This is a genomic window from Cytobacillus oceanisediminis, from assembly GCF_022811925.1.
GTDB lineage: Bacteria > Bacillota > Bacilli > Bacillales > Cytobacillaceae > Cytobacillus > Cytobacillus oceanisediminis_D.
In genome coordinates this window covers 1,083,553-1,108,259 of sequence record NZ_CP065511.1, presented here as the reverse complement: position 1 = coordinate 1,108,259, position 24,707 = coordinate 1,083,553, and the positions used below count along the sequence as shown (strand labels likewise).

Genomic DNA, 24,707 nt, shown 5'->3' with positions numbered 1-24,707 from the left:
TGTTAGCTCCTTATATGGTGATTTCGACAGAACTGTTTTTCTTTACTCTGATGATGTGGAAGAGAATCGCAAACACACAAAGCCCAAGTCCGGCAATATCCGTGATCATGCCTGGCTTAATAAGCATTAAAGCCCCTGCAAACATTAGGACTCTTTCAACAATCGTCAGCTTGGCATTCAGGTAGTTTCCAAGCGAACTTGCCAGGGCGTAAATGCCCAGCGTACTTGTGAGGACCACTAGTGCGACTGATAAAATGGATATCGTTTCTCCCTCTGCTGCCTGAAGCAGAATAATAGGGTTATAGGCAATCATGAACGGGATGATAAAACCCGGAAGTGAAATTCTAAGCGCTTCCCATGATGTCTGCATCGCATTGGCGCCAGCCAGTCCTGCTGCGGTATATGATGCCAGAGCCACAGGCGGCGTAATGTTGGACAATGCACCAAACCAGAACACAAAGAAATGTGCAGCGATTGGATTAACGCCCGCTTCCACAAGTGCAGGAGCTGCCGTAACCGCAACGACGATGTAAAGAGCTGTGGATGGAAGCCCCATACTTAAAACGATGCAAGTGAGCATGACGACGATTAAAATCAGCCAAAGCTGGCCGCCCGTTAATTCGACAATATTATAAGCTAATGTAGATCCAATTCCCGTCATGGTGACAACGCAGATGATGATTCCGATGGCGGCACAGGCAATCCCGACTTGAATCGTCCCTCTTCCGCCTTCAATAAAAGCTTCAATTGTTTTAGAAATCGTGATTCTTGAAGATTTATCCTTTGCCAGCCAGCTCGCCACAATGACAGCACCTATTCCGGCAAATCCGGCAAATAGAGCTGTCTTTCCCATTAATAGTGTTGTGATGACAACGATGATCGGAATAAGCAGGACACCGCGTTCCTTCAGGATTTGGACGACATCCGGGATATTTTCTTTACTGATGCCTTTTAGGCCTTGCTTTTTCGCTTCAATATCAATAGCAAAAATCAGTGCGATATAGTAGAGAAAGCTTGGGATGATCGCTGCCAGGATGACCGTTGTATAAGAGATTCCAAGGAAACCGGCCATGATGAAGGCGGCAGCGCCCATAATCGGCGGCATAATCATTCCGCCTGTTGAAGCAGCCGCTTCCACGGCACCGGCAAACTTGGGCTTAAGGCCAATGGATTTCATCAATGGAATCGTAAAAGCTCCTGTTGTCGCGACGTTGGCCACTGCACTTCCGCTCAATGATCCTGTCAGTGCACTGGAGATGACCGCTACTTGGGCAGGGCCTCCGCGCTTTCTGCCTGCAATGGCAAGGGCGAGATCATTGAAAAGCTGGGTTGCACCGCTTACAGACAGGAATGCACCAAAGAGGACAAACATGACGATGAATGTGGATGCCGTCGAAAGCGTCAATCCCAGCACGCCCTCAGTCGTCATATAAAGGCGGTACAGCAGGCGTTCCAGTGAAAAGCCGGCATGCCCGAAAATCCACGGGAAGTAGGTTCCAAACAGGGCGTATACAATAGCCCCTCCGCACAGGATCGGGATAAAGATCCCAACTGCCCGTCTTGAAGCTTCAAGGAGGACGATGATCGTAATGGCTCCAAAGACATAGTCAATCATAATCGGCTGGGAGCCGCGGTCCACATGAATCGTTGTGTAATTCAGGAGCAGGTAGCCAAGACCTGCAATGGCAAGCGCCGCAAAGACATAATCAGGGGCTGTAAACCTTTTTTGATTGGAAGATTTTCCGGCCGGATAATAGAAAAAAGTCATGACCAGCAGGATGCCCAGAAAAATCAGGTTTCTATAAATCTCTTGAATATTGGATAATCCATTCGAATAAATGGAAAAAACAGAAAACAGAACAGCAATGATGGCAGCCGCTTTTTTGTATGGACCCTCCAGCAGCCGCATGCCGCCGCCTGCTTCTTTATCCAGATCGGCTGGCTGTACAATGGGTTCGCTTGTTGATTTTGTCATGGTTTTCCCTCCTTTATTTCGCTTCCGGCGGAATTAGATTTTCAGGTATATCAAGACCTGCTTCTTTAAAATATCTGTAGGCTCCGGCGTGCAATGGCACGGATACGCCATCAAGGGCCGTTTCCAGTGTCATTTCCTTGGCAGAGCTATGAACCTCATACATTTCATCCAGATTTTCATAGAGCGTTTTGGTTAAAATATAGATGGTTTCTTCGTCCATTTCTTTTGTTGTGGATAAAAGGTTCGGCTGGGCAATGGTGTTGATATCTTCGTCAATGCGAGGATATGTCCCTCCAGGAATCACATAGCGGTACCAGCTGTCAGATACTGCATTAATGGCATCCAGCTGTTCATCGGTTACTTCTAAAATCGATGCTTTGACATTACTTGCATACATATCTGTTACAGCGGAAATCGGGATTCCTGCAGGAAGCGAGCCTCCATCCAATCTCCCGTCACGCATCGCGGAAACCGTGTCACTGTAGCCAAGATACTCAGGAGAAATATCCTTTTTCGTAAGATCAAGGCCTTCCATCATCACAACTGTGGATTGCTCCGTACCGCTTGCCTGCGGCCCTACAGAAAATTGTGTTCCTTTTATATCGTCGATGGTTCCACTGTTGATTTTACTGTTCATCAGCACGAAATGCTCCACATTTGGCCAGAGCATGGAGATCGTGCGCAGATCCTCATAACGCTTTCCTTCAAAGGAGCCATCTCCTGCATAGGCCTGGGACGAAATTAACCCCTGAAGAATGGCAAGCTGTGCTTCCCCTTCACGAAGCAGTTCTATATTTTCAATGGAGCCGGCTGAAGACTGGCCGCTCGCCTGGATTTTCTCACCCTTTAAATGACTGCTCCATACATTGGCCATTCCAACCCCAATCGGGTAATATGTACCTCCTGTTGAAGCGGTGGCAACGGATACGAACTTTTTATCCTTGTTCTCGGCCGCTGTCCGCACGCCAACAATGGCAATAAAAACAAGTGTCAGAACCGATATGATAATCTTCCACTTTTTCTGAATCATAAAATCCTCCCTTTCTAGTAAGTATGTAAGCGTTTTTTCAAACTTGTATTACAAGTATACAAGATTACAGGTTTTGAATTCAATTAAAATTCAGACTTTTTGTTTTATTCCGGAAAATAAAATGGGCTCATCCTTTGATATTTCTGGGTTTTCGAATGTGAAAATAGGAGTTTTTACCTGGCAGAGTTACAAACAAAGAAAGACCATTTTCTCTGTTCAGAAAATGGCCTTTCTTTTATAACAGCTTACCCATATAGTATTCATCGACAAATTCTCCGTTTATCATAAGCGAATGTTTCTTGGTGCCTTCTACTTGGAAGCCGGCCTTTTTGTAGAGGGCGACACCGGCCTGATTGTGGATAACTACTGTGAGTTCCAGCCTGTGGATATCGTGTTTACTTGCCCAACAGTCAAGCTCTTCAAACAGCTTTGTGCCGATTCCCTGGCCTCTGTGTTCGCTGAGGATGCCTGCAACGAGATAGGCTGAGTGCCGGTTTCTCCGTGCAGCACCGCCAATGGCCATTAAGAAGCCGACCAATTGATTATCTTTTTCCGAGATGATGATAGTCGATTGGTCTTCTTTTTGTATAGCTTCTATTCTTTTTCTTTGTGCCTCGGCTGAGGTCTTTCTTTCACCTGGCTCGAAAAGCATGTAGTCTGATTCGTTTTCTACTTGTTTGATCAAGTCGGCCAGGGCCTGGGCGTCTGCTGGTTTTATGTGGCGGATGATCATGCGATTGCTCCCTTTTACTATTTTTTCATAAGCCCTTCAACAAAATCTTTCAAAACATGTACACCATATACACAGTCATTTAATGACGTCCATTCCCGCGGATTGTGGCTGATGCCATCCCTGCTGCGGACGAACAGCATGGCGGCCGGCATTTCAGTTCCGACGATCATGGTGTCATGGCCGGCGCCGCTTGGGATGTAAACGGGTTTAATATCGAACTTCTCAAGGGATTCTGCTATACCAGCCTGCAGGCTTTCATCAATTGGCAAAGGTTTGATTTTGGCATTCAGGTTCATTTGCACGTCAATACTTCGTTCCTCTGCTATTTTCACCGCTTCGATCTTAATTTGATCAAGCAGCTGATCACGGGTTTCTTCAAAAATATCCCGGATATCCACTGTTAATATTACTTCCTGTGCGATGACATTAAAGCCATTTGGATGTACGTTCAGCTTTCCGACAGTCGTAACGGCCGTATCACTGACCTGCTTTGGAAAATTCTCAATGGCAGCTACAAACAATGAGGCAGCCACCAGCGGATCTTTTCGTCCAGCCATCGGCGTATTTCCTGCATGTCCAGCTTCTCCTATAAAGGTAACCTCCAGCGAGGCTGGCCCTGCAATGCCTTTTACCACTCCAACTGGCTGATTCTCTCTTTCCAGCACCTTCCCCTGCTCGATATGGACTTCCACAAAGGCTTCAATTTCACGCCTGTTTTTTCCTGCCTTTAAGCACTCTTCCGCACTGCTGCCATATTCGGTCAATACTTCCCGAAACGACTTGCCATTTTCATCCCGCAGGCTATCCATTTCTTCCGGCTTCAGCTGCCCCATAAATGCCCGGCTGCCTGTTAAGCTGCTCTTGAATCTCGAACCCTCTTCATCTGAAAAAATCACAACCTCATACGGCTTCTCCGGTATGTATCCTGTTTCTTTCCATGACTCCGCAACTTCCAATGCTGAAAGAACCCCTAACGGCCCATCGAAATGCCCTCCATTTGGAACACTGTCAACATGGGAACCGGAAGCGATTGCCGGACCTTCTGTTTTTCCTTCGAGTCTTCCAAAAACGTTTCCTGCTCCATCTGCTGTAACGGTAAGTCCTGCGTTTTTCATCCACTTGATTACTAGCTCTTTCGCTTCTTTCTCGTCGGCAGAATAGCCTGGGCGTGTTACCCCGCCGCTTTCCATGAGGCCTATTCTTGAAAGCTCATCAAGCCTTGAGGCCAATCTTTCGCCGTTTACACCTGAGTGTGTCAGTTCTTGGTCATAATCTTTTATTAACTGTTCATAAAGGTTCATGGGTTTCACTCTTTCTTAATTTTTTTTGATACTATTAACACTGTGAGATTACTAGAATGTTGATTCTGCGCGAAGTGACCGATAAATTGGAAACTTGACCGATATCTCGGAAAACAGACCGATAAAATGGAATTTTGACCGATATATCAATAAAGTAACCGATATATTTTAAATCTGACCGATAAACCTGTGAAAGTGGCCGATAAATTTTGAGGCAGTGCTAAAAAATGACTGATGCAGTGCAAAAAGCCCGGCAGATATCAACCTGCCAGGCCGCAAATCATTAAATAATCCCCTGCATTCGTAAAATAATCTCGGCAATTACTGCAGATCCGATGAAAGTTCCGAAGAACACGAAAACTGCGACAATAATGCTTCTCCAGCCCAGCTTGGAAAAGTCAGCCCAGTTTTTTCCGATCGAGATGCCTGCATAAGCCAGAATTGGCGTAGCAAGAGCGAGGATATTGACCTGAGTTGTCCACTCGACAACATATTCAGATCCCGGTACTCCCGGAATGGAAACGATGATTCCGATAATCCCGATATATCCGACGCTCGGGATATTGCCTGGCAGCACTTTTTCAAGAATCAGACCCAGCACACTGATGACAATTAAAACAAGCATGCCCGGAATGGCTGCAGACGGCAGGATATCGTAGCCTACCCAGTTTCCGATTAGCGCTGAAAGACCGAATATGCCTAAAATCAGGAACCACTCTGTTATATTTTTAAGCATGGATATCTCCCCCTTTGTCCGCAGCCTTTTTCTCTTTGCGTTTCATCATGATGCTGTACAGCTTTTCAGTAAGAGGCAATCCAATGAAAATACTGGCATACAGCCCTGTAGAAAGTGAAAGCAGGTTACTGGCGCCTGCGAAGGCAACAATCTGCGCCTCCATTTCAGGGAAGGCAGCGACGAGCGATCCGCTGGCGGCCGCCATCATGCTGCCGCTTCCCACCCCCGATGCCATCGCGAACGACAGCGGATGGAGCGGCGTAATCGTGGCCAGGAATCCGGAAATCAATCCAAGGAAGGCAGCACCAAACACAGTACCGAAAATATAAATAGCCATTACTCCTCTGCCTTCTGGCGAATCAAATCCGTATTTATTCATAATCAGCCCGACGTTCGGCTCCCGGCCAATCGAGTGGGTCATGCCAATGGCTTCTCTTTTAAAACCAAGAAAAATGGCCACTGGCAGTGCAAATAAGATCGTTCCCAAGTTACCAAGTTCCTGCAGCAATAAAGATGGCCCCGCCGCAATGATTGCCTCGATTTGCGGCCCGATCGTTACTCCAATTTTCGCAATTAAAAGAGTAACCCCAAGCACGATGAGGGGCTCTGCATTTTTAGCCTGTTTTTCCTTAATAAGCGGAGTGAAGTAAAGTCCCAGCCCCAGGAAAAAAGCATAGAGCATAGGCAGCAGCAGAATAACCCCTGCGCCTACTTTAAAGCTGATCTGTCCAATCGCTTCGGTGGCCGCAACCAGAACTAGCACAACGGCATGCAAGCGCCAATCTTTTAAAATTTCTGTCTTTTCGTTTTTCATGTTTTCCCCCCTAGATTAAAAGATTTCTAGATAGATCCGCACACGGCGGAAGAATCAAGCTTGCCCTTCCCTTGCTCCATCGCCTTTTCATAGATATCGCACACCAGCTGACCCAAAGGAGAATCTTCGCTATAAAATTCGGCTGTTTCTTTGTATAAGTGAATATCCTTATTCATGTGCTCCAGGCTGAACAGCACATTCTCGTATGTATGCTGAAGGATATTTTCACCGAATACGGTCAGAACGCGATTATGCGCAGACCCGCTTTGAATGACTTCCGCCAGCTGAGACCGGCTGACACCTGCTTTCTCCCCCACTGCAAAAGCCTCCCCCAGGCCTGCAGTCGTTAGTGCAACCAGCATATTATGGCACAGCTTTGCCACCTGGCCTGATCCTGAAGGACCGAGCAGAAAGATATCCTTTCCTACGCTCTCCAGGACCGGGCGAATGTCCGGCAAATATCTATCGTCTCCCCCAACCATTATGGTCAGCGTACCGGCATCAGCACCCTTTGGTCCCCCGCTTAACGGACAGTCATAAAAATGGATGCCTTGCTCATTTGCAGCCTGATTCAATTCCTGGGCTGTTTTCGGGTCTATGGTGCTCATATCCAGCACAAAACTGTGAGGCTTTAAAGCAGGAAAGACTCCGCTTCCACCCATCATAACATCCTTCACAATACTTGGTCCAGGCAATGAAGAAATTACTAGATCCGCCTGTCTTGCTGTCTCGTATGGAGAAGGCTGGGGAATGGCCCCCAGCGCCTCGCATTTCGCCAGTGCATCCTGACTTGGATCATAAGCATACACCTTATACCCGCTTTTGATTAAATTTTTCACAATGCCCTTTCCCATGGCCCCGCAGCCAATTACGCCAATGTTTTTCATCCTCTCCCTCCTTAAGGTTTTATATAAACTGTTTTGGTATCAAGCCAGAAATCCAATGCCGTACTGCCCTGTTCACGCGGCCCGATGCTGGATGTCTTTTTGCCGCCAAACGGGAGCTGGTTTTCATAATGATTGGATGGGATATTTACGTGCGTGACCCCTGTTTCAATTTTTCGGACAAAATCGAATGCCTTCTGAAGGTCATTCGTAAAAATGGCGGATGACAAGCCAAAATCCGTATCATTTGCAAGCTCAATCGCCTCTTCGTAAGAATCCACTTCCATCACAGCCACAACAGGACCGAAAATCTCTTCCTGGGCGATTGTAAAATCTTTTGTAACTTTACTGAAAACAGTCGGAGCAACGAAATAGCCATTCGCCAAATCGCCATCTGTCAGCTGCTTTCCGCCATATTCAAGCACAGCTCCTTCTTCGATGGCGCTATTCACATAATGGAGATACGTATTCAATTGATGCTTATTCGCAACCGCGCCGTTGTCATATCCTTCCCGAACCCCATTGCCGACCTTTACTTGCTTCGCTTTTTCAACTAATAACTCAATGACATTTCGCGAAATGGACCGGGGCACAATCACGCGGCTGGTTCCCGTACAGCTTTGGCCGTTATTATAAAATCCGCTGATGACCACACTCTGGACAGCATCTTCCAGATTGGCATCCTCCAGAATGACCGTCGCGTTCTTCCCGCCCATTTCAGCCTGCATTTTTCCGCCATGGGCTGTCACGAGCTTGCCAAGATGGATGCCGACATCAGAGGAGCCTGTAAACGAGACTGCCTTAATTTCCGGATTGGTTCCAAGCTCTTCTCCCACGACAGAGCCCGGGCCCGTGATCATATTCAGCACGCCCGCTGGCATTCCAGCCTTTTCGAACAGCTCGACCACCTTCACTGCGATTAAAGACGTGTCACTTGCGGCCTTATAGATGATCGTATTTCCCGCCAGCATGGAAGGTGCAATTTTATAGATGGCGATTCCGAGCGGAAAATTAAATGGCGTAACGACGGCCACCACTCCCAGCGGCTCCTGAATCGTGCAGGCAAAGGTTTTCGGATCAATCGCAGGCACGGTTTCTCCTGAGATCCGGTTAGCCTCGCCGCTGAAATGCTTCAGAGCCTGAACCGTTGCATCTACCTCCTTTCGGGCTGCCTCGATCGTTTTGCCGACTTCCTTCGTAATGATTTCTGCTAATTCCTCTTTTTCCTGCTGGATGAGAAAGATCAGTTTAAAAAGGATGTCCCCCCGGCTGATTGGAGATGTATTTTTCCATTCGGGAAAAGCCCTCTTTGCACTTTCGATTGCTTTTTGCACATCAATCGCATTCGATTTCTGAAAGTAACCCAGTACCTCATCTGTATGGGCAGGATTCAAGCTGGGATACGTTTCCCCTGTCACAGAAGGAACCCATTCCCCGCCAATGTAATTGTAATAAGTTTCTGCACCAGTATTCCTGACCGCAGTTTTCTGGCTATTAACCTCTGTACTCATTCAATCTCTCCTTATCGCTTAAGTTGAGATTATTATAATATTTAGAATATTCTATGTACACGTGCCGATAGACAAATATTCCTTCCCTTCTTTGTGGCAATCCCCAATTAAGGGTTTAAAAAGTCGAAAACCTGGAAGGCCAGGACAACTGTAATCCAATCTTCTTTCCGGGAAAAATCAAGCTGCAGTTCGCTCTCAATTTTTTTCAGCCGGTATGCCAGGGTATTGGGATGGATATGCATCTCTTCTGCTGTTTGTTTATGGCTTTGATTATGTGCCAGAAAGATTTGCATCGTTTTCAAATATTCTGGCTCCATCTTTAAAAGAGAGCCAATTTTATCGGAGACAAATTTATTCAGCAAGCTGCGGTCGGTGTTGAGCCACAGTCTTTCAGCACCAAGCTCAGAATAAGTGATAAAGGTTTTGTGCTGATGGTTTTTAGCAAATGATAAAGCTTCGGCAGCTTCCTGATAAGTATCTGTCATATCTGTCAAAGCAACCTCTCTGCCCAAACCTATGACAGCTCTGTTCACTTTTCTCTGAATAGCATCAGCCAGAGACTGGTCATACTTTTTCCGGCCATTCACCAGAAGTGCAATGATTTGGTTTGATTTCGTAAAAACGATCGAGGTTTCACAGTATTTCATGATGATCTGTTCAATCGATCGGATGAGCTTTTCTTTTTGAAGGATGGAGGCTGCATCCCATAGAAAACCAGACTTGCATTCCACCATCATACAGGCGATGCTGCTTTTCTCATTCATGCGGAACTTTTCCAGAATCCTTGCATTCAGACGTCCGCCATTGATCAAATCATGAAAGGCCTCTTCCCTTAGATGCATCTCTTTTTCAAAAAGCGTATTCTGCCTGACAAACTCCAGTGACAAAGCCGTTGAAGCGTGTTCAAGAGCAGCCTTCTGGATATTGGTCAAACGCTCGATTGGCTCATTCAAAAGGAAATATCCGAAAAGTTCGTTGGAATTTATGATCGGAAATGAATGGGATGGCTCAACTGCTGACTCTGCAAAGATTACCGGGGTACTCAAAATATGACTGATCGTATCAAGGATATACGAAGTCCCCCTTCCCTCCAGCAGAATCTTCGTGAATTTCCGGTGAATATCAAGAGATTGGCTAAGCTCCTCATTTTTTCGCCTGACTTCTTCGTAAAGCTTCGAGTTCATGATGGCAATAGCCGCCTGGTCTGCCACCACCTCCAGCACTTGAAAGTCAGCTTCAGTAAACTGTACATCCCTGTCGAAGTTATCCACCACAAGCACGCCGATGCAATTCTCCTTATAAACCAATGGGACGACGATTCCGCTTTTCACATCCCGCTGGTAAACGCCATTAAAAAAGTAATGATAATTTGCCTCAGTCATATGGCTCATATGCTCCCTGAACTCATGTCCTGACGCAATTACTCCCTTTTTAGTCAGAAAAACCTGCCCCGTCAAGGATTCACCAGGCTCAAACTTCAGCTGGCTCATAAAGCCTGTTTCCACCCCAACCCCGCTGGAAAAATGCAATAATCCATCTTCCTTTAATGTGTAAAGAATGGTCGTGTCAGCATGGTCTACTAAATCAAAGGCAGCTTGTACCAGCCTCTTTAGAATCTCCTCCAGTTCAAGAGACTGGGTTAAACTGCGATTAATTTCCAGGAGGCTTGAGATTTTGTCCTGCAAGATCGTCATGGCTGTTCTCCTTTCTAATAGGTTTGGTGAAATTATCTCAAAGACATTACAATCTATTATTGCTGCAAACTATCTATTTTTCTGCCAAACTATCCTTATTCACTTCACTGCCTCTCTACCGTCCGAGCCAATACCGCCCCGGCGATGAGTCCCCAAACGGGTGCGCTGATATGGAGAAAGCTTACGCCTGATAGGGTGACGATGAAGGCTGCGAGTGCGCTTAACCGCAAACGGTTTTCGGAGAAGCCCATTTGCAGACTTGAATGTAGGACGCCAATCAGGGCGAACCCGGCGAGCAATGAAACAAATGCCTGTGGAAGCGACTGGATAAAGGGCACGATTTTCCAGGCGAATATGCCGAAAACAATCGTAATCGCGCCTGAAATCACAGCTCCCATATACCTTTTCTCCCTTGGGCCTGAATCCGGCCCGGCACAGATGGCGCTCATCATGCCTGCGATATTGGCACACTGGCCGCCAAAGAAGCTGGTGATTACGGAGAAGACGCCGCTTGATGAGACGATTTTACGAATAGGCGGTTTAAAGTCCTCACTTTCGAGGGCCCCGATTCCCGGTGCAGCGTCATTGCTCAGTATCAGCATCGCCAGCGGCAGGGCAATCGTCACAAGCCCCATCCAACTGAATTCCGGCATTTGGATAGACGGCAGGAAATAGGCAATCTCTTTAGCCGGATTTAAATCAGCTGTCAAATACAGCACCGCAAAGGCAATCGCAACGGCCGCAAGCACAGGCGGGAACTTCTTCACATATCTCGTAAAAAGCAGAAAACTGATTAAAGCCGCTCCTCCGACAACAGGCATTTCCTGAATGGCCGGTACGAGCTTCACGACATAGCCGGCAACCAATCCGCCAAGCATGGATGCGATGACTTCTTTCGGCACCCAGCCAATGATTTTTGTAAACAGCCCAGAAATGCCGACCAGAAAAATCAGCAGCCCGGACATCACATACCCGCCTATCAGTTCAGGATACGAATATTGGGCAGTCACAGTCGCCAAAAAGGCCGCTCCAGTAATCGAATGCCCTCCTGTGATGGGAATCCTATATAGAAGCGGCAGGAGGATGCTGTAGACACCCCCGAAAAAATAAACCGCAAACATCCAGTTAATCGTCTGCTGATCAGTAAATCCACCTGCTGACGCAGCCTGTAAAATGATCAGTGCCGGCCCCGTCATAACCAGCGTGCTTGCAATGATTCCCGATGACATGTTTTCCGCTGTCAGATCCCTTATGAACGAACGCTTCTGTACTTCTTGACTGTATCCGCTATGCCTTTCCTTCGGCAAACCCATTTTTCCTGCCCCCGACTTCCGATTATTTTACTTACTATCATGATTTTAAATAAGGGAATTGTCAAACTATTTCGCATTTGGAAGTTTTGACAAAAAAAGACCTCCTAAGAGGCCCCTAACTCATTCCGATTAAAATAGACATTTAAAACCTGCTTCAGGGATTGATCGATCTGCACCCATTCATCCAGCTTATAGTTATTCAGCATTTTCGCCAGGTTTGGCTTAATGCCGATCAATTTGATAATGCTGCCTGTCATGAAGTTCAATGTTTTAATCAGCTGGGTGAATTTCTCAATGCCTTTTCCTTCAATCTCCCCAACCGCTGTCAGATCAAAGAGAATTTCTTCATATTCGCCTGCAAAAACAGCTTTCAAGCAGCTTTCGGAAATAACGTTTATTTTATCTGGTGTAATGTCGCCGAATAAAGGAATCAGGCACAGGGTTTCCGACAGCGGAATAAACGGCCCGGACAGCTGGTTTAAGCGGATCAGCACCTGCTCCAGCTCTTCTTTTTTCTCCAGCAGTTCAAAGTCGGTTGAGGACAGGCGCTGCTGCAGCTGCATCAGTTTATCCATCAAGCCTTCATTCGAGCTGTCTTTTGGCAGAAACAGCATATTGGCATGATCCTCGCTGTCCCATTGAATATGAACCTCAAATAAAGAAAGCTGTGTTTCCCTGGTCTTCATGTTCAGTTCCAGCTTCACGGGATCCAATCCGGGCTCCCAGCTGTACTGAATCAGCTTTTCAATGCTCTCCTCATCAATGATTCCTTTTAAATGCCCCTGGCTCAGGTCAAAGCTTTCCCATGCTATTGTGGAGTAGCTAACTATTTTCCCGTTCCTGTCAGCTTTTAAAAACGCAAGCGGAAGCGGCTGATCAAAATATTGCATTTTGCTGTCCTCCCGCTTCATAGTTTTGCAGCCATTCCTTTGTTTCCGGCAAATCCTGTAGAATGACCGTATGATCAGAGCAATAAGGAAGCAGATCATACTTCCCTGCTAAACGCCCGCCAAGAAGAACAGCCGGCTTATGCGGCAGTTTAGCAAATGCTTCGGCATATTCCTTCAGCTTCGGCAGGTGATAGACGATGCTGACCGACAGTCCGATTACGCTTGGCTTCCAATCTTTTGCCGTTTTCAGCGCATATTCCAAAGGCAGGCTCGGGCCAAAATATTTCGTCTCCCAGCCGTGCTCTTCAAAAAGGCTGTTGACCATTTTCAGGCCAATATAATGCTGTTCCCCATCCAGGCAGAGAAACATGGCTTTTTGGCTTGATTGTCTTTTTTCCCGCTGATAAGCGAGTTTTGAGAGCACAAAATCACATGTTGCTGTTGCCAAATGTTCGTCTGCGACTGTGATCTGATTTGTCTCCCATAAAAAGCCGATATGCTGCATTGCGGGTGTAATCAAATTTTGATAAACTTCGAGACGCGATAGCTGCGGATGCTCTTGAATGTTTTCCCAAACTTTTGCAGAATTGCCTTCCAGCAGCAGTGAAGCGAGTGTTTCAGCCTGGTTCATCTTACACTCCTCCCTTCACAGGTTCACCTTTCAAAACAGCAATGGCTTCCGCCAGATAAAGATGAAACTTCTCTGCCTTATCAGCAGAATCTGTATCATTAGCCAGCACAGCCTGAATGATTTCGAAATTGTCGATCAGATGCCGGGTCTTCATCCCATGCTTCTTTAAAATGCCATCAAGCCAGACGGCATAATCAGTGAAAAAAGCAGATTGGTTCAGCTCATAAGCTGTCTCGAGATGCTTCATATGATGATGGTTATCTTCGCGGCACTTCTCTTTTCCTTGTTCGCCAAACCGCTCCAGCAGGGAAGGCTCGCGTTCATAGATTTCTTCGGTAACACTGTTTACGATCTTTTCAAATTTCACTTAGCCACCACCTTATATTGCGAAACCTTTGGAACCACTGCAGCCAATTCCTGATCCGGATACTTTTTCTCTAAATCATGGATTCTCTTAAAATCTTCGCTCCGGACCCAGTTTAAATAGTTTTCCTTTGTATCAAAGATGAGCTGCACCGTCAGTTCACCGGCGCGCTTATCATTCTGCAGCAGCAGAAAATCGATAAACCCCTCCGCCTGGTCGACCGACCGCGAACGATTTTTATATATGCGAATGACTTCTTCCGACTTTTCATCGGGAACGTCAAATGTTGAAAAAACGGTGTACATGAACTCTCCTCCAATTTTGGGAGTTTTCTGGCTTTATTAAGTATAACACACTGATTTGGATTGTCATTTTGGGAGGGTTATAGGCAATTGATGAGATTTTTTGTTTGCTGGATAAATAGTTGCTGTTTCTATTTATTCTCCGATTTTTCGTCGTTAATTTGGATGATTAACTACCATTTTCTCTCCTCGCCCCATATTTTCGTCTTTAATCCGGTTGATTAACTACCATTTTCTCTCCTTGCCCCACATTTTCGTCTTTAATCCGGTTGATTAACTACCATTTTCTCTCCTTGCCCCACATTTTCGTCTTTAATCCGGTTGATTAACTACCATTTCTCTTCCTCTCTCCACTTTTTCGTCTTTAATCAGGATGATTAACTACCATTTTCACGTACTCTCCAAGTTTTTCATCATTAATCCCCGTCCCCCTTCTTCTCAGCCTTAAGTCCGATGCCAAGATATGTCTCTGGCTCGTTATGACTCTCGTTATTCCCGGTTAAGATAGTATCTGTAAGAATTGTTAAGTTTTTCCTGCAAACAAGATCGCATTTTGGCGAATTAGGTCGGACGATTTATTGGAAAATTAAAGAAAAGGTGGTTATTAATACCTATTCCCCTCTGTATAATTAGGTCTTGGGTGCAAATTTTCACTATTAGGGAGTAAGGAGAATGTTTATGAAATTATTAAAAATGATTGTGCAGAGAAAGATTTTGGTTGCCCTTATGACGGTGCTGATTTTGGCCATTGGCAGCTTTTCCATTATCGAATTGGATAAAGAGCTGATGCCGCCGGTAACGATGGATGGCGCTTATGTGGAGATCAGTGCCGGTGAAATGGCAGCTATTGAAGTGGAGCGATCGATCACCAACCCCCTGGAGCAGCAAATCAGGGGGATTGATGGAGTGGAATCGGTTGACTCCACATCGGCGATCGGACGGAGCTCACTTCAAGTTTCATTTGAACAGGGCCGGGGCGACGATCTTTTTAAAGAAGTAGAAACGGCTGCAACCGCCGCTAAAGGCGAGAATGCCGCGATCACGGATGTCACTTCGGGACAGTATGGGACCACGCAAAGCTATGAATTCTATATGGATGTATCCGGCGGCAGCATGGAGGAGATGACCGCTTTTGCCAAAAAGGTTCTTGAACCGCGCCTGGAAGCATTGCCGGAAGTCCGCGACGTATCGCTTGCCGGTGTTCAGGAGCACGAGGTAATCATTGAATTGGACCGCAGCAAATTGGCTGAGAAAGGGCTGGATTCTGCAGCTGTGATCGGTGCGATTCAGCAGGTTAACAGCGAAGCCACACTGGGAGAACTCAGCAGCGATGCCGGCTCTCCTTCCCTCCGCTGGAATACGAAGCTTGAAAATGTGGAGGATCTACAGAATATCAAAATCCCCTCACAAAATGGGTTTGTTGATCTGAAAGATGTTGCAGATGTTCATTTTCAGCCGATTGAAAGCTCATCCTTCGTCTGGAAAAACGGCACGAAGGATTTCATCTTTGTCCAGGTTGGCCGTGCTGCAGATGCCACGCAAATTGAAATGGCAGCTGCGGTCCGAGATGAAGTGAATTACATCCGCGAAGACGGACTGGTGAAAGGCTTTGAACTGAACGAAATGGTGGCACAGGCAGATTATGTGCAGGAATCAATTGATGGCGTGACCGGCAACATTTTAATCGGCGGCGTCATTGCCATTGCCATTCTGCTGATCTTTTTAAGGAATGTAAGGGCCACCTTTATCATCGGCCTGTCAATCCCGACTTCCATCCTGCTGACGTTTACGGCGATGTGGGTTTTTGATTACAGCTTTAATATCCTGACCCTGATTGGGCTTGGCCTCGGAATCGGGATGATGGTGGATTCTTCAATTGTGATCATCGAATCCATTTACCGCAAGAAAGAGCAGGGCCTTGGCAAGCTGGAGTCCGTTTTAGAAGGAACGAAAGAGGTTTCATCAGCAGTTATTGCTTCGATGCTCACTACGATTGTGGTATTCCTGCCGATCGGACTGATTGGCGGCGATGTGGGAACATTCATGATCATGCTGTCTGCTGTTGTAGCCATTACATTGATCAGTTCGGTTATTGTCTCGTTTACTTTGATCCCATCTCTTTCGGGAAAAATGCTGAAGCTCCGCAAGCCGAAGAAGGAGCGCAAAGAAGGGCCGATTATGCGCCTTTATAGCCGGATTGTGGCCTGGACCATCCGGAAAAAGAGGTACAGTTTTGCGGTCATTGCGATTTTCTTCCTGATGTTTGCCGGTTCATTAACGCTTGTGACGAAAATTCCGATGACGATTATGCCCGATATGTTTAACCGGTACACAGAGCTGATGGTTGACCTGGAAACGGGTATTTCGATTGAAGATAAAGAAGACATCGCTCAAGGAATCAATCAGAAACTGCAATCGATTGAAGATGTAGAGTCCAATTATGTCATGGACAGCGGCGGCATGTTCTATACGATCATCAATATGACAAAGGGCGATGACATTACAAGAGAGCAAAAAGATGTCAATGAAGACATTATGAAAGAACTTCGCAGCCTGTCTGATACCCTCCCGGTTAAAAATGTTCAGAGTGCGATGTCGGCTGGCGGCGGATCACCGGTTCAGGTTAATATTATGGGCGAAGATTTTGCAGATCTGCAGAAGCTTACCAGAGATTTTACAGAGGAGCTCGAAAAGATTGACGGCATCGTCGGTGTGACCAACTCGATGGAGCGCACGTCAGAGGAGCAGGTTGTTGTTTTAAAGGAAGAATCGATTGAAAAGGCAGGCTTAACCCAGCTGCAAATCAGGCAGTTTATTGAGCAGGCGTTCATGGAAATGCCTGTCGGGGAAATGGCCATGAATGAAGAAAATGTGCCGCTTGCCTTGAAATGGGCTGAGAAAACAGATTCCAGGTCAGATCTGCTGGATTTAAAGGTTCCAACTGCCCAGGGCGAGAAAGCATTATCTTCCTTCATTGAATTGAAGAGTGTAGATACACCTAATGAAATTTCCCATCATGACGGGGAGCGCTTCATCTCCATTTCAGCTGATATTGAAGGCAAGGACCTTGGTGCCGTGAACCGGGATGTTCAAAAGCTGATCAATGATTTTGAAGCCCCTGCTGGCTATAGTGTGGCAGCTGCCGGGGATCTTGAACAGCAGCAGGAATTAATCATGGATATGGTGTTTGTTTTAGCAATTGCGATTTTCCTTGTGTACCTCGTGATGGCTGTCCAATTTAACCACCTTGGCCATCCGCTGATTGTCATGTCTGTCATACCGATGACCATCGTCGGCGTCATTCTCGGTTTGTTCCTGACGCAGATGGAGCTTAGCGTAATGTCAGGAATGGGAATTGTGATGCTGATTGGGATTGTGCTCAATAACGCCATCCTGCTGATCGACCGTACGAATCAGCTCCGCCTGGAAGGCTTCTCTGTTGAAGAGGCACTTCTGGAAGCAGGCAAAAACCGGATCCGGCCGATATTCATGACAACCCTGACAACGGTTGGCGGAATGCTGCCCCTTGCCCTGGCATCGGGAACTTCCGGCAACTATCAGGCGCCGATGGCAACGGTCATTATTTCGGGCCTGCTGTTTGCAACCTTTATCACGTTGCTGCTAATCCCGGCGGTTTACCGCTTATTCACTACGTCCAGCCTCCGTTTTGGCTGGCTGAAGAAAAAGCAAAAAAAGAAAAGCAATGATGTTAAAGTGATTCCGGAGACCGTTAATTAACATAGTTCCGCCCCCTCAAAAACTGAGGGGGCTTTTGCGGATATTTCAAGCACTATGGACAAGGGCTCTCTCCTTCTGTTTTTTTCCACATATATTAGTAGGAGAAAGGAGTGAATCCCATGTGCCAATATTGTGTTGAAGAATATTATTACAAGAAGAAAGTCTGCTGCAAAAAGAAGGACAAACATGAACATCACAGCTGCAAGAAATGCACCAGCGATTTTAAACCTCACTGTTCCTGTAAAAAATGCTCTGATGAGCATAAAAAATGTTCCTGCAAAAAATGCTCTGATGAGCATAAAAGATGTTCCTGCAAAAAATGCTCACCGGAAATTCATCATTGCTCTTGCAAGAAATGCTCATTTGAACACAAGCATTTTTGCTGCTGTAAAAAATGTTTCCATAGCGATGACTATTAATCCAGTAAAACAGCGGCCAGCTTTGCTGACCGCTTACTTTATTTTATCAGCCACACGCTTTAAGGACAGCATTAAAAGTCGGACACCAAGAAAAAAGAGGATAAAACAGATGAAGGAATAGGTGTGAGTCCAATTGATAAGGACAAAGATATTCAAAAAGCTAAATAACGGTTCAAAGATATAAGCAAACATGATTCCAAGGCCAACAGCTGCAAAGGCATAGCTTTTCCACGTACTGAAGTACTGATATATCAGCATGCCCGAAATTGGGATCACCACAAAATCTGCAGGCAATAATGGCGGAATAAAGTGTAGCAGCTTATCCGGATATCCCCACAAAAGAAAGTTCACTCCCACAACATCAAGAAAACAGGCGATGATCCCACAGAGTAGCCCGAAAGCAAGTATTTCAAAGAACCGCCCCTTATCCACGAGCCTCCACCAAATAAAAAACGGCAAAATGCTCGCAGCCAGCAGCAGCCACCAATTAAAGCTGAACAAATCCTCCTTCAGCCAATGCTCAAGAGAAACATCTCTTAGCTTTTCTCTAATGTTTTGCTCATCTTTATATGAAGAAATGCGGCTCAATTTATCACCTGCCCACACGAGTTGGTATCTTGTTACTCATCTTTCCCCATGGAAGAAGTTACATACAGTAAGCCGATGGTTTTAGTGAAATATTGGCGGGTTTGCGGGATTGGTTTGCGGGGTAGGTGCAAATATTCTGCTGGTGGGCGCAATTATTCTGCTGTTTGGCGCATTTGTTCATTGAAACGGCGCATATCTGGCGTGATGGCGCATTTACTGGTGATGTTGACTCAATTAACTGGGCGGACGGCGCAATCATGATGCGGGTGGGCGCATTTATTGGATGCAGGCGCGCGTATCTGGTATGGCAGCGCATTTATCGGGGACTTTGGCCTCTTTAACCTGGCTGGCAGCGCAATCATGCTGCAGAACAGCGCAATGCCAACCAAAACACCCAATAATCAGCAGCAGCGGCGCATACAGTTTTCACAAAAAGAAGCAGCTGGCAGAGCCAGCCGCTTTCATTCCTATTGCTGTCCAGTATAAATGCTAATCGCATCTCTTAAAAACTCGGCTGCACCTGGGCCAATTTTATCATAATAGGCTTTAAATCTTTCATCTGCCACATACATTTCCGCCAGGCCGGCGTGGGCCTCTTTGCTGTATTCACTCCAGTAGAAAGTGATCCACTGCTTGTGCAGATCGGCTGCTCTTTGTGCGAGCTCGCCTGCCGGATCGCCCGTTTCCATGGCTTGGGCTAAGGTGCTGTTCACCTGTTCGGACAATTTGGTAACGGCCATATACTCCTCCTGGGTCATGTTCATGAGTTTGGCATTGGACTTATCAACCGTCTCATCGCCATATTTCTCACGGATTTCTTTTCCGTATTGTTCCTCATTATCTTCAATCATTTTCTTTTTGAATCCTACAAACTTCTCTTTGTCTGACATGGTCGTTCTCCCTTCTGCTGACGCTATCGTTTTTTCTACATTCGTAATAAGCAGATCAAGCTGCTTTCTTTTCTCAAGGAGTTTCTCGCGGTGCTCCCTCAGTGCATCCGCAGCATCGAAAGCGGGTGCTGTGATAATTTCCTTAATCTGATCAAGGCTGATGCCAAGCTCTCTGTAAAACAGAATCTGCTGCAGTCTGTCAACTTCCTGCTGTCCATAAATCCGGTATCCTGACGAATTGGTTCTTGCTGGCTTAAGAATGCCAATTTCATCATAATACCTGAGGGTCCTCGAGCTGACCCCAGCCAGCTGTGCAAGCTTCTGCACTGTGTATTCCATGCGATGGCCTCCTTTCGAAAGACGTTAGAAAGTACTTTCTGTTTATTACGATACACCTTTACGCAGCGTGAAGGTCAAACACTTTTCATAAAAAAAATTAATCCAGCTTTTTAATCAGGAGAGCTGCAGTTGTCTTGGAAATTCTGCATCCTTCCAGGTCCTCCTCCTTAATCAATCCCAGATCCATAGCAGATTTTATTTTCCCTTCATCAGGCCGCTTTTGAATCAGGTCGAGAAGATTCAGCTCCTCCAGTTTGCTGACAGTTGGAGCGGGGTCGAATTTTTCTGTCCTTCTGATCTGCCTCTGCAATTTGTAGCTATCAATCTTCACTTCTCCTTTTTCATTCTGTCCCACTGCTGTATCGAAATACTGGTGGAACATGTCTTTGAGGTTATCGAGTTCGGCTTCCAAATCCTTTTTTCTGCGGTTCAGCTCATCAAAACGGACCAGCATCTCTTTTGTAATCATGTATGGATCGCCTCTTTTCTTGGATGATACTTCATCTTATTTTGGAAGAGGCGGATTTATGCATAATATTAGAACGTACGTTCCTAAATACACATACGAAAGATTTGGTGTAAAATGGATTTAACTAGGAGGGGACATGATGCTTTTAACGATTTTTTGGGGAATTCTCGGAATATATGTTTTGTTTTCTCTCCTGATTCTGCCTATGCAATACCGCTTTTTGGCAGCTTTAAAAAAGAAAGAAGCCGAAAATAAAGCGAAGGGGAAAACACAGGGTGAAATGTACGACAGCATGAGAGTGGATGAACTGGTTCTGCATGAGGACATGCAGGGAAATCCAATCTTTTTTCTGGCTAATTCGCTGGCATCGGTTATCTATCGGATCAAACATTGAGCGGTTTCGCGGATAAGTTATTAAAATAGCCTGGCGGGCTTCCGCCAGGCATCTTTTTTACTGCAATTCCTCCAGCGCAATTTTCTGATACGCTTTAAAAAAGGAATCACAGAACACATCCCACTCTTCAGCCGCTTCCATGGAAGCTTCGCTGACTTCCCCGCACACCGGGCGCTGCAGGAGGTCAGTCAGCTGCTCGGCAAATCGATCAATCGTTTCCTGAGAAGCACCTTCCAGCACGTTCGCTACAAAATCAGCTGGCAAATACCAGTCTGTCACTCTATGAATATCGCGGTAAATTTGTGTCAGCAGCAGATTGCGCGGGCCTTCCCACTGCTCATTGACGACGATATCGCGGAAAATGCGCGGAAGTGAGGAGAATTCCTCCATTACGCCATGGCCTGCAAAGACGGAAATGGCATCGCGCAGCACTTCTGCTCCTTCGTTCGTCGCACAGATTTTCTGCAGCAGCACAAGCTCCCTCAGGTTAAACAGCTGTTTTCTCAGTTCAAGCGGCTGATCAACCGGAATACCGGCATTCAGCGGCTGATCAAGGCGCAGGAATTGATCATAGATTTTAAAAGCGCCTGCCGCTGTGCGGTGTGCGGCGTTTTCAATTTTCTTCACCGTTCTCGCTGATAGCGGGTAAGCTTTTACCTTTTTTCCAAAAACGGTCCGGAAATCACCATAGAGACTGGCTTCACGGGCTGCACGGAGCATGAAGCCTGCACAGGCAATGCCGATTTCAAGGCGGGATAGTGTCAGGACGATTCCGACTGCAACGGCCACCCCTTTTCCTGCCGGGCCAACCGGGTAAGCAAGAGCCCCTTTATACTGGAATTCCCCTGTAGGCAGCTCGGCCGTGCCCATTTTCCACTTGATCCGGTTGATTTCATACCCATTGCGTTTTTCTTTTTCTTTATCCCCCGGAAGCCAGGACGGAACGATGAATGTCGATACTTTATCAGTGCCGGAAATTTTCGCGGTGACCACCGAATAGTCGGCATGGGCAACCGAGCAGAAAAATTTATTGCCGTAGAGGCGATAGTTTTTTCCATCCGGAACGACCTCAAGCACATTGGCAGGCAAATCGGAACCGCCCTGGATTTCCGTCATGAATTGGGCACCGATCGCAAAGTCCCCGTCCAGCCCCTCTTTCGTATGCTGTAAAATTTGTTCCAGCTCTGGAATATCTTCATTCGGATATTGTTCGAGGAGTGCAATTAATCCAATCGTGCATGTCAGCGGGCAGGCGACACCAGCTTCTCCCAGCTGATGAATCAGCATCCGCTTTGTGAAACTTTCCCAGGATGGCATTTTGCTTGAAAAAAGCCCTGCACCGAACACTTCTTTCTCAAGCTGATGTGTTTCCATTGGACGGACGACACGGTCAATGCGGTGATTGAAGGCATCAAAATGAAGCATATAGGGACGGACTTCGGGCCTTGCCGCTCTTTCTGCAAGGGTGTTCCATTTGGAAGAAACAGCAGGAGAAAAATGCTGCAGCTCATTATGTATCTGTTCATATTGTGAGCCTGCATATTTCTTTAAGGCCTTTTGCAAAAATGGATCATCCTTATACCAGTCCAGATTGCTGCGCTTCTCTAAAAACTCATCAAATGAGTACATATTCTTTCCTCTTGCCTGAACGTCCTGGGAAGTTATATTCATGGAAAAATCACTCCTTTTTTGATTGACAAAATATAATTTTCAGAATTATTATAAAACTAAGCTAACGTTAACGTCAACTAGGAGGATACATAATGACAGAAGAAAAGGTTTTTACCATTAGCGAGCTTGCAACGATGTTTGACATCAGCTCAAGAACGATCCGCTATTACGAGGAAATTGGTATGCTGACATCGGAAAACCGGGACAGCCTGACCAAGCAGCGCAGCTATACGAATCGTGAGCGCCGGCGCCTGAAAATGATTCTGCGCGGAAAAAAGCTCGGCTTCAGCCTTCAGGAAATCAAGGAGATGATTGATCTTTATGAATTAAATCCGGAAGGTGAAGCGGAAAAAAGCAGGATTATTGCATTTGCTGACAGCAAGCTAAAGGAAATTGAAGAGCAGATCATGCAGCTGCAAATGCTGCGGGAAGACATTCTGACTTACAAAGAAAAGTATGAAAACAGCCGGGTGAAAACATAAAATTATTCATTTTAAAAGGGGCTGATTGAAGTGGGAGCAACGATTCACGGAGTATTGGAGAGAAACGCAAGGAAGTTTCCTGAAAAGGATGCCTTTATTACGGCGTCAAACCGCCTTACATACGTAGACATGAACCGTACATGCAACAAACTGGCACGATATCTTCAGGATGAAGGTATCCGGCGCGGCGACCGGATTGCGGTGATGTTTCGCAATAATGAGTACTTCTTTTATGCTTTTTTTGCCTGCATGAAGATCGGCGCCATTCCGATGCCGATGAATATCCGTTTGACACCGAAGGAATTGGGGGATATTTTTCAAAATGCGAATGCTGCTGGGGTTCTGTATGAGGATGAGCTTGCTGAAACGGTGACGTCGTTAAAAGAGAATTTGAATTTCCATTTTCCGATACAGGAATCAGTTGAGGCTTCTGCTCATTTTTCTGACGGCAATCTCGATGTGCCAATTGATTCGCGGGATGTCTGCGAGATTCTTTTTACATCCGGAACAACAGGGATGCCAAAGGGAGTTGTGTTCAACCATGAACGCATTCTTGCGATTGCCGCCGCGGTTTCGGTTAATTTCAGCTTGTCGCATAGTGATTCCATGCTTACCCTGATGCCTCTCTCCCACTCTGCTCCATTGAATACTTTTTTCATGAGCGGGTTTTACTGCGGCGCAACTCATGTGATTGGGGACTTTACGCCTAAAGGGTTCCTGAACTGGATTCAGCTGGAAAAGACGACCTTCTCATTTGCAGCACCGGTCGCCTATTTGCTTGCGGCCAAGGATCCGGATTTGGCTTCTTATGATTTATCCAGCATGCGTGTTTTTGCGTATGGCGGCGGCCCGCTGGCACTGGCCTCCTATCATCATGTAAAAAAAGCATTTCAGAACGAAAACTTCTATCAGGTATACGGGCTGACGGAAGCGGGACCGAATGGAATTTTATTATATCCGGAAGAGCATCTGGAAAAGGCCGGAAGCATCGGCAAGAATCCGACGGTTAATATGGAAATCCGGGTCGTCCGTCCGGATGGCACCGATACGGCTCCGAATGAATACGGCGAGATTCTTCTGGCAGGCGACAGCCTTATGGTGGGATATGATAATAATGTGGATGAAACGAATGCCGTATTGAAAGATGGCTGGCTCTATACCGGGGACATTGCCTATCGGGATGAGGATGGCTACTTTTACATTGTGGACCGAAAAAAGGATGTCATCATTTCGGGCGGCGTCAACATTTATCCGCGTGAAATCGAAGAAGTACTCGCGAAGCATGACGCGGTTTTGGAATCCTGTGTAGTCGGTGTGCCGCATGAAGAATGGGGCGAAACCGTCAAAGCTGTCGTCGTGCTGAAGGGAAATGCTTCAGAGGAGGAATTGCGGGCATTTGCTGCTGAACATCTGGCTGAGTTTAAATGTCCTCGGATTTATTCCTTTGTGGATGAACTGCCGCGGAATGCGAGCGGGAAGATTTTGAAGCAGCAGGTGAAATTGGTGCATGCATAATTGTATGGGGATCAGGTGCTTAGG

Annotated in this window: 24 protein-coding genes; 5 read left to right on the top strand and 19 right to left on the bottom strand. The window is 46.3% G+C overall.

Annotation, left to right across the window (positions count from 1 at the left end; all coding sequences use genetic code 11):
* Window positions 1-10: 10 nt before the first annotated feature.
* From IRB79_RS05815 to IRB79_RS05750, 14 genes are all read right to left on the bottom strand, one after another.
* Window positions 11-1,975, bottom strand: a complete 1,965-nt coding sequence (locus tag IRB79_RS05815; RefSeq protein WP_243507309.1) for a TRAP transporter permease — start codon at window positions 1,973-1,975, stop codon at window positions 11-13.
* 13 nt (window positions 1,976-1,988) lie between these two features.
* Window positions 1,989-3,005: a TAXI family TRAP transporter solute-binding subunit gene (locus IRB79_RS05810; RefSeq protein ID WP_243507308.1), complete on the bottom strand. Its 1,017-nt coding sequence runs from the start codon at window positions 3,003-3,005 to the stop codon at window positions 1,989-1,991.
* 235 nt (window positions 3,006-3,240) lie between these two features.
* Window positions 3,241-3,738 carry a GNAT family N-acetyltransferase gene (locus tag IRB79_RS05805; RefSeq protein ID WP_243507307.1) on the bottom strand — a complete coding sequence of 166 codons (498 nt, stop codon included), beginning with the start codon at window positions 3,736-3,738 and terminating at the stop codon, window positions 3,241-3,243.
* Between the two features lie 17 nt (window positions 3,739-3,755).
* Complete coding sequence (locus IRB79_RS05800) at window positions 3,756-5,039, bottom strand: M20 family metallo-hydrolase (RefSeq protein ID WP_243507306.1); 1,284 nt, start codon at window positions 5,037-5,039, stop codon at window positions 3,756-3,758.
* 283 nt (window positions 5,040-5,322) lie between these two features.
* Window positions 5,323-5,775, bottom strand: a complete 453-nt coding sequence (locus IRB79_RS05795; protein ID WP_009335080.1) for a hypothetical protein — start codon at window positions 5,773-5,775, stop codon at window positions 5,323-5,325.
* On the bottom strand, window positions 5,768-6,589 hold the full coding sequence (locus tag IRB79_RS05790; protein ID WP_035326022.1) for a DUF3100 domain-containing protein: 822 nt from the start codon (window positions 6,587-6,589) through the stop codon (window positions 5,768-5,770). The genes IRB79_RS05795 and IRB79_RS05790 overlap by 8 nt, the downstream gene beginning before the upstream one ends.
* A gap of 26 nt (window positions 6,590-6,615) precedes the next feature.
* Window positions 6,616-7,476 carry an NAD(P)-dependent oxidoreductase gene (locus IRB79_RS05785; protein ID WP_243507305.1) on the bottom strand — a complete coding sequence of 287 codons (861 nt, stop codon included), beginning with the start codon at window positions 7,474-7,476 and terminating at the stop codon, window positions 6,616-6,618.
* A gap of 11 nt (window positions 7,477-7,487) precedes the next feature.
* Window positions 7,488-8,984, bottom strand: coding sequence for an aldehyde dehydrogenase family protein (locus IRB79_RS05780; RefSeq protein ID WP_243507304.1), 1,497 nt, complete (start codon window positions 8,982-8,984; stop codon window positions 7,488-7,490).
* A gap of 107 nt (window positions 8,985-9,091) precedes the next feature.
* Window positions 9,092-10,678 (bottom strand): helix-turn-helix domain-containing protein, encoded by a 1,587-nt coding sequence (locus IRB79_RS05775; RefSeq protein ID WP_243507303.1) that lies wholly within the window; start codon window positions 10,676-10,678, stop codon window positions 9,092-9,094.
* A 104-nt stretch (window positions 10,679-10,782) separates the two neighbouring features.
* The gene (locus tag IRB79_RS05770) at window positions 10,783-11,991 is read right to left on the bottom strand and encodes a benzoate/H(+) symporter BenE family transporter (protein WP_243507302.1); all 1,209 of its coding nucleotides are present in this window, start codon (window positions 11,989-11,991) and stop codon (window positions 10,783-10,785) included.
* A 104-nt stretch (window positions 11,992-12,095) separates the two neighbouring features.
* A complete protein-coding gene (locus IRB79_RS05765; RefSeq protein WP_243507301.1) occupies window positions 12,096-12,881 on the bottom strand; it encodes an STAS domain-containing protein in 786 nt (261 codons plus the stop codon).
* Window positions 12,868-13,512, bottom strand: coding sequence for a cobalamin B12-binding domain-containing protein (locus tag IRB79_RS05760; protein ID WP_243507299.1), 645 nt, complete (start codon window positions 13,510-13,512; stop codon window positions 12,868-12,870). The genes IRB79_RS05765 and IRB79_RS05760 overlap by 14 nt, the downstream gene beginning before the upstream one ends.
* A gap of 1 nt (window position 13,513) precedes the next feature.
* Window positions 13,514-13,879 (bottom strand): globin family protein, encoded by a 366-nt coding sequence (locus IRB79_RS05755; protein WP_243507297.1) that lies wholly within the window; start codon window positions 13,877-13,879, stop codon window positions 13,514-13,516.
* On the bottom strand, window positions 13,876-14,181 hold the full coding sequence (locus tag IRB79_RS05750; RefSeq protein ID WP_243507295.1) for an antibiotic biosynthesis monooxygenase family protein: 306 nt from the start codon (window positions 14,179-14,181) through the stop codon (window positions 13,876-13,878). Before IRB79_RS05750 ends, IRB79_RS05755 begins: the two co-directional genes overlap by 4 nt.
* A gap of 675 nt (window positions 14,182-14,856) precedes the next feature.
* Here IRB79_RS05750 and IRB79_RS05745 point away from each other — a divergent pair.
* On the top strand, window positions 14,857-17,916 hold the full coding sequence (locus IRB79_RS05745) for an efflux RND transporter permease subunit (RefSeq protein WP_243507293.1): 3,060 nt from the start codon (window positions 14,857-14,859) through the stop codon (window positions 17,914-17,916).
* On the opposite strand, the gene IRB79_RS05740 is transcribed toward IRB79_RS05745, so the two are convergent.
* Window positions 17,913-18,215: a hypothetical protein gene (locus IRB79_RS05740; RefSeq protein WP_243507292.1), complete on the bottom strand. Its 303-nt coding sequence runs from the start codon at window positions 18,213-18,215 to the stop codon at window positions 17,913-17,915. The two genes, IRB79_RS05745 and IRB79_RS05740, sit on opposite strands and share 4 nt — an antisense overlap.
* A 153-nt stretch (window positions 18,216-18,368) precedes the next feature.
* Window positions 18,369-18,923 carry a CBO0543 family protein gene (locus IRB79_RS05735; RefSeq protein ID WP_243507289.1) on the bottom strand — a complete coding sequence of 185 codons (555 nt, stop codon included), beginning with the start codon at window positions 18,921-18,923 and terminating at the stop codon, window positions 18,369-18,371.
* Between the two features lie 279 nt (window positions 18,924-19,202).
* Between IRB79_RS05735 and IRB79_RS05730 the strand changes: the two genes are divergently transcribed.
* A complete protein-coding gene (locus IRB79_RS05730) occupies window positions 19,203-19,409 on the top strand; it encodes a hypothetical protein (RefSeq protein ID WP_243507288.1) in 207 nt (68 codons plus the stop codon).
* Here the strand turns inward: IRB79_RS05730 and IRB79_RS05725 are convergent.
* Together IRB79_RS05725 and IRB79_RS05720 are read right to left on the bottom strand one after the other, a co-directional pair.
* Complete coding sequence (locus IRB79_RS05725; protein ID WP_243507286.1) at window positions 19,391-20,152, bottom strand: MerR family transcriptional regulator; 762 nt, start codon at window positions 20,150-20,152, stop codon at window positions 19,391-19,393. The genes IRB79_RS05730 and IRB79_RS05725 overlap by 19 nt on opposite strands.
* A gap of 97 nt (window positions 20,153-20,249) precedes the next feature.
* Complete coding sequence (locus IRB79_RS05720; RefSeq protein ID WP_243507284.1) at window positions 20,250-20,621, bottom strand: hypothetical protein; 372 nt, start codon at window positions 20,619-20,621, stop codon at window positions 20,250-20,252.
* A gap of 136 nt (window positions 20,622-20,757) precedes the next feature.
* Here IRB79_RS05720 and IRB79_RS05715 point away from each other — a divergent pair, with 136 nt between their 5' ends.
* Window positions 20,758-21,015 (top strand): DUF3949 domain-containing protein, encoded by a 258-nt coding sequence (locus IRB79_RS05715; RefSeq protein WP_243507282.1) that lies wholly within the window; start codon window positions 20,758-20,760, stop codon window positions 21,013-21,015.
* Window positions 21,016-21,072: 57 nt separating this feature from the next.
* Here the strand turns inward: IRB79_RS05715 and IRB79_RS05710 are convergent, their stop codons facing one another.
* A complete protein-coding gene (locus tag IRB79_RS05710; RefSeq protein WP_243507280.1) occupies window positions 21,073-22,686 on the bottom strand; it encodes an acyl-CoA dehydrogenase family protein in 1,614 nt (537 codons plus the stop codon).
* Between the two features lie 92 nt (window positions 22,687-22,778).
* Here IRB79_RS05710 and IRB79_RS05705 point away from each other — a divergent pair, with 92 nt between their 5' ends.
* Together IRB79_RS05705 and IRB79_RS05700 are read left to right on the top strand one after the other, a co-directional pair.
* On the top strand, window positions 22,779-23,168 hold the full coding sequence (locus IRB79_RS05705; RefSeq protein WP_243507278.1) for a MerR family DNA-binding protein: 390 nt from the start codon (window positions 22,779-22,781) through the stop codon (window positions 23,166-23,168).
* Window positions 23,169-23,198: 30 nt separating this feature from the next.
* Window positions 23,199-24,683, top strand: a complete 1,485-nt coding sequence (locus tag IRB79_RS05700) for a class I adenylate-forming enzyme family protein (RefSeq protein WP_243507276.1) — start codon at window positions 23,199-23,201, stop codon at window positions 24,681-24,683.
* Window positions 24,684-24,707 lie beyond the last annotated feature (24 nt).

Coding starts and splice junctions, on each gene's coding strand:
- IRB79_RS05770 (WP_243507302.1), bottom strand. CDS start 11,991: ATGGGTTTGCCGAAGGAAAGGCATAGCGGATACAGTCAAGAAGTACAG.
- IRB79_RS05745 (WP_243507293.1), top strand. CDS start 14,857: ATGAAATTATTAAAAATGATTGTGCAGAGAAAGATTTTGGTTGCCCTT.
- IRB79_RS05800 (WP_243507306.1), bottom strand. CDS start 5,039: ATGAACCTTTATGAACAGTTAATAAAAGATTATGACCAAGAACTGACA.
- IRB79_RS05765 (WP_243507301.1), bottom strand. CDS start 12,881: ATGCAATATTTTGATCAGCCGCTTCCGCTTGCGTTTTTAAAAGCTGAC.
- IRB79_RS05715 (WP_243507282.1), top strand. CDS start 20,758: ATGATGCTTTTAACGATTTTTTGGGGAATTCTCGGAATATATGTTTTG.
- IRB79_RS05710 (WP_243507280.1), bottom strand. CDS start 22,686: ATGAATATAACTTCCCAGGACGTTCAGGCAAGAGGAAAGAATATGTAC.
- IRB79_RS05805 (WP_243507307.1), bottom strand. CDS start 3,738: ATGATCATCCGCCACATAAAACCAGCAGACGCCCAGGCCCTGGCCGAC.
- IRB79_RS05790 (WP_035326022.1), bottom strand. CDS start 6,589: ATGAAAAACGAAAAGACAGAAATTTTAAAAGATTGGCGCTTGCATGCC.
- IRB79_RS05760 (WP_243507299.1), bottom strand. CDS start 13,512: ATGAACCAGGCTGAAACACTCGCTTCACTGCTGCTGGAAGGCAATTCT.
- IRB79_RS05705 (WP_243507278.1), top strand. CDS start 22,779: ATGACAGAAGAAAAGGTTTTTACCATTAGCGAGCTTGCAACGATGTTT.
- IRB79_RS05785 (WP_243507305.1), bottom strand. CDS start 7,476: ATGAAAAACATTGGCGTAATTGGCTGCGGGGCCATGGGAAAGGGCATT.
- IRB79_RS05740 (WP_243507292.1), bottom strand. CDS start 18,215: ATGCTCATCAGAGCATTTTTTGCAGGAACATTTTTTATGCTCATCAGA.
- IRB79_RS05725 (WP_243507286.1), bottom strand. CDS start 20,152: ATGGAATACACAGTGCAGAAGCTTGCACAGCTGGCTGGGGTCAGCTCG.
- IRB79_RS05780 (WP_243507304.1), bottom strand. CDS start 8,984: ATGAGTACAGAGGTTAATAGCCAGAAAACTGCGGTCAGGAATACTGGT.
- IRB79_RS05795 (WP_009335080.1), bottom strand. CDS start 5,775: ATGCTTAAAAATATAACAGAGTGGTTCCTGATTTTAGGCATATTCGGT.
- IRB79_RS05815 (WP_243507309.1), bottom strand. CDS start 1,975: ATGACAAAATCAACAAGCGAACCCATTGTACAGCCAGCCGATCTGGAT.
- IRB79_RS05720 (WP_243507284.1), bottom strand. CDS start 20,621: ATGATTACAAAAGAGATGCTGGTCCGTTTTGATGAGCTGAACCGCAGA.
- IRB79_RS05775 (WP_243507303.1), bottom strand. CDS start 10,678: ATGACGATCTTGCAGGACAAAATCTCAAGCCTCCTGGAAATTAATCGC.
- IRB79_RS05750 (WP_243507295.1), bottom strand. CDS start 14,181: ATGTACACCGTTTTTTCAACATTTGACGTTCCCGATGAAAAGTCGGAA.
- IRB79_RS05810 (WP_243507308.1), bottom strand. CDS start 3,005: ATGATTCAGAAAAAGTGGAAGATTATCATATCGGTTCTGACACTTGTT.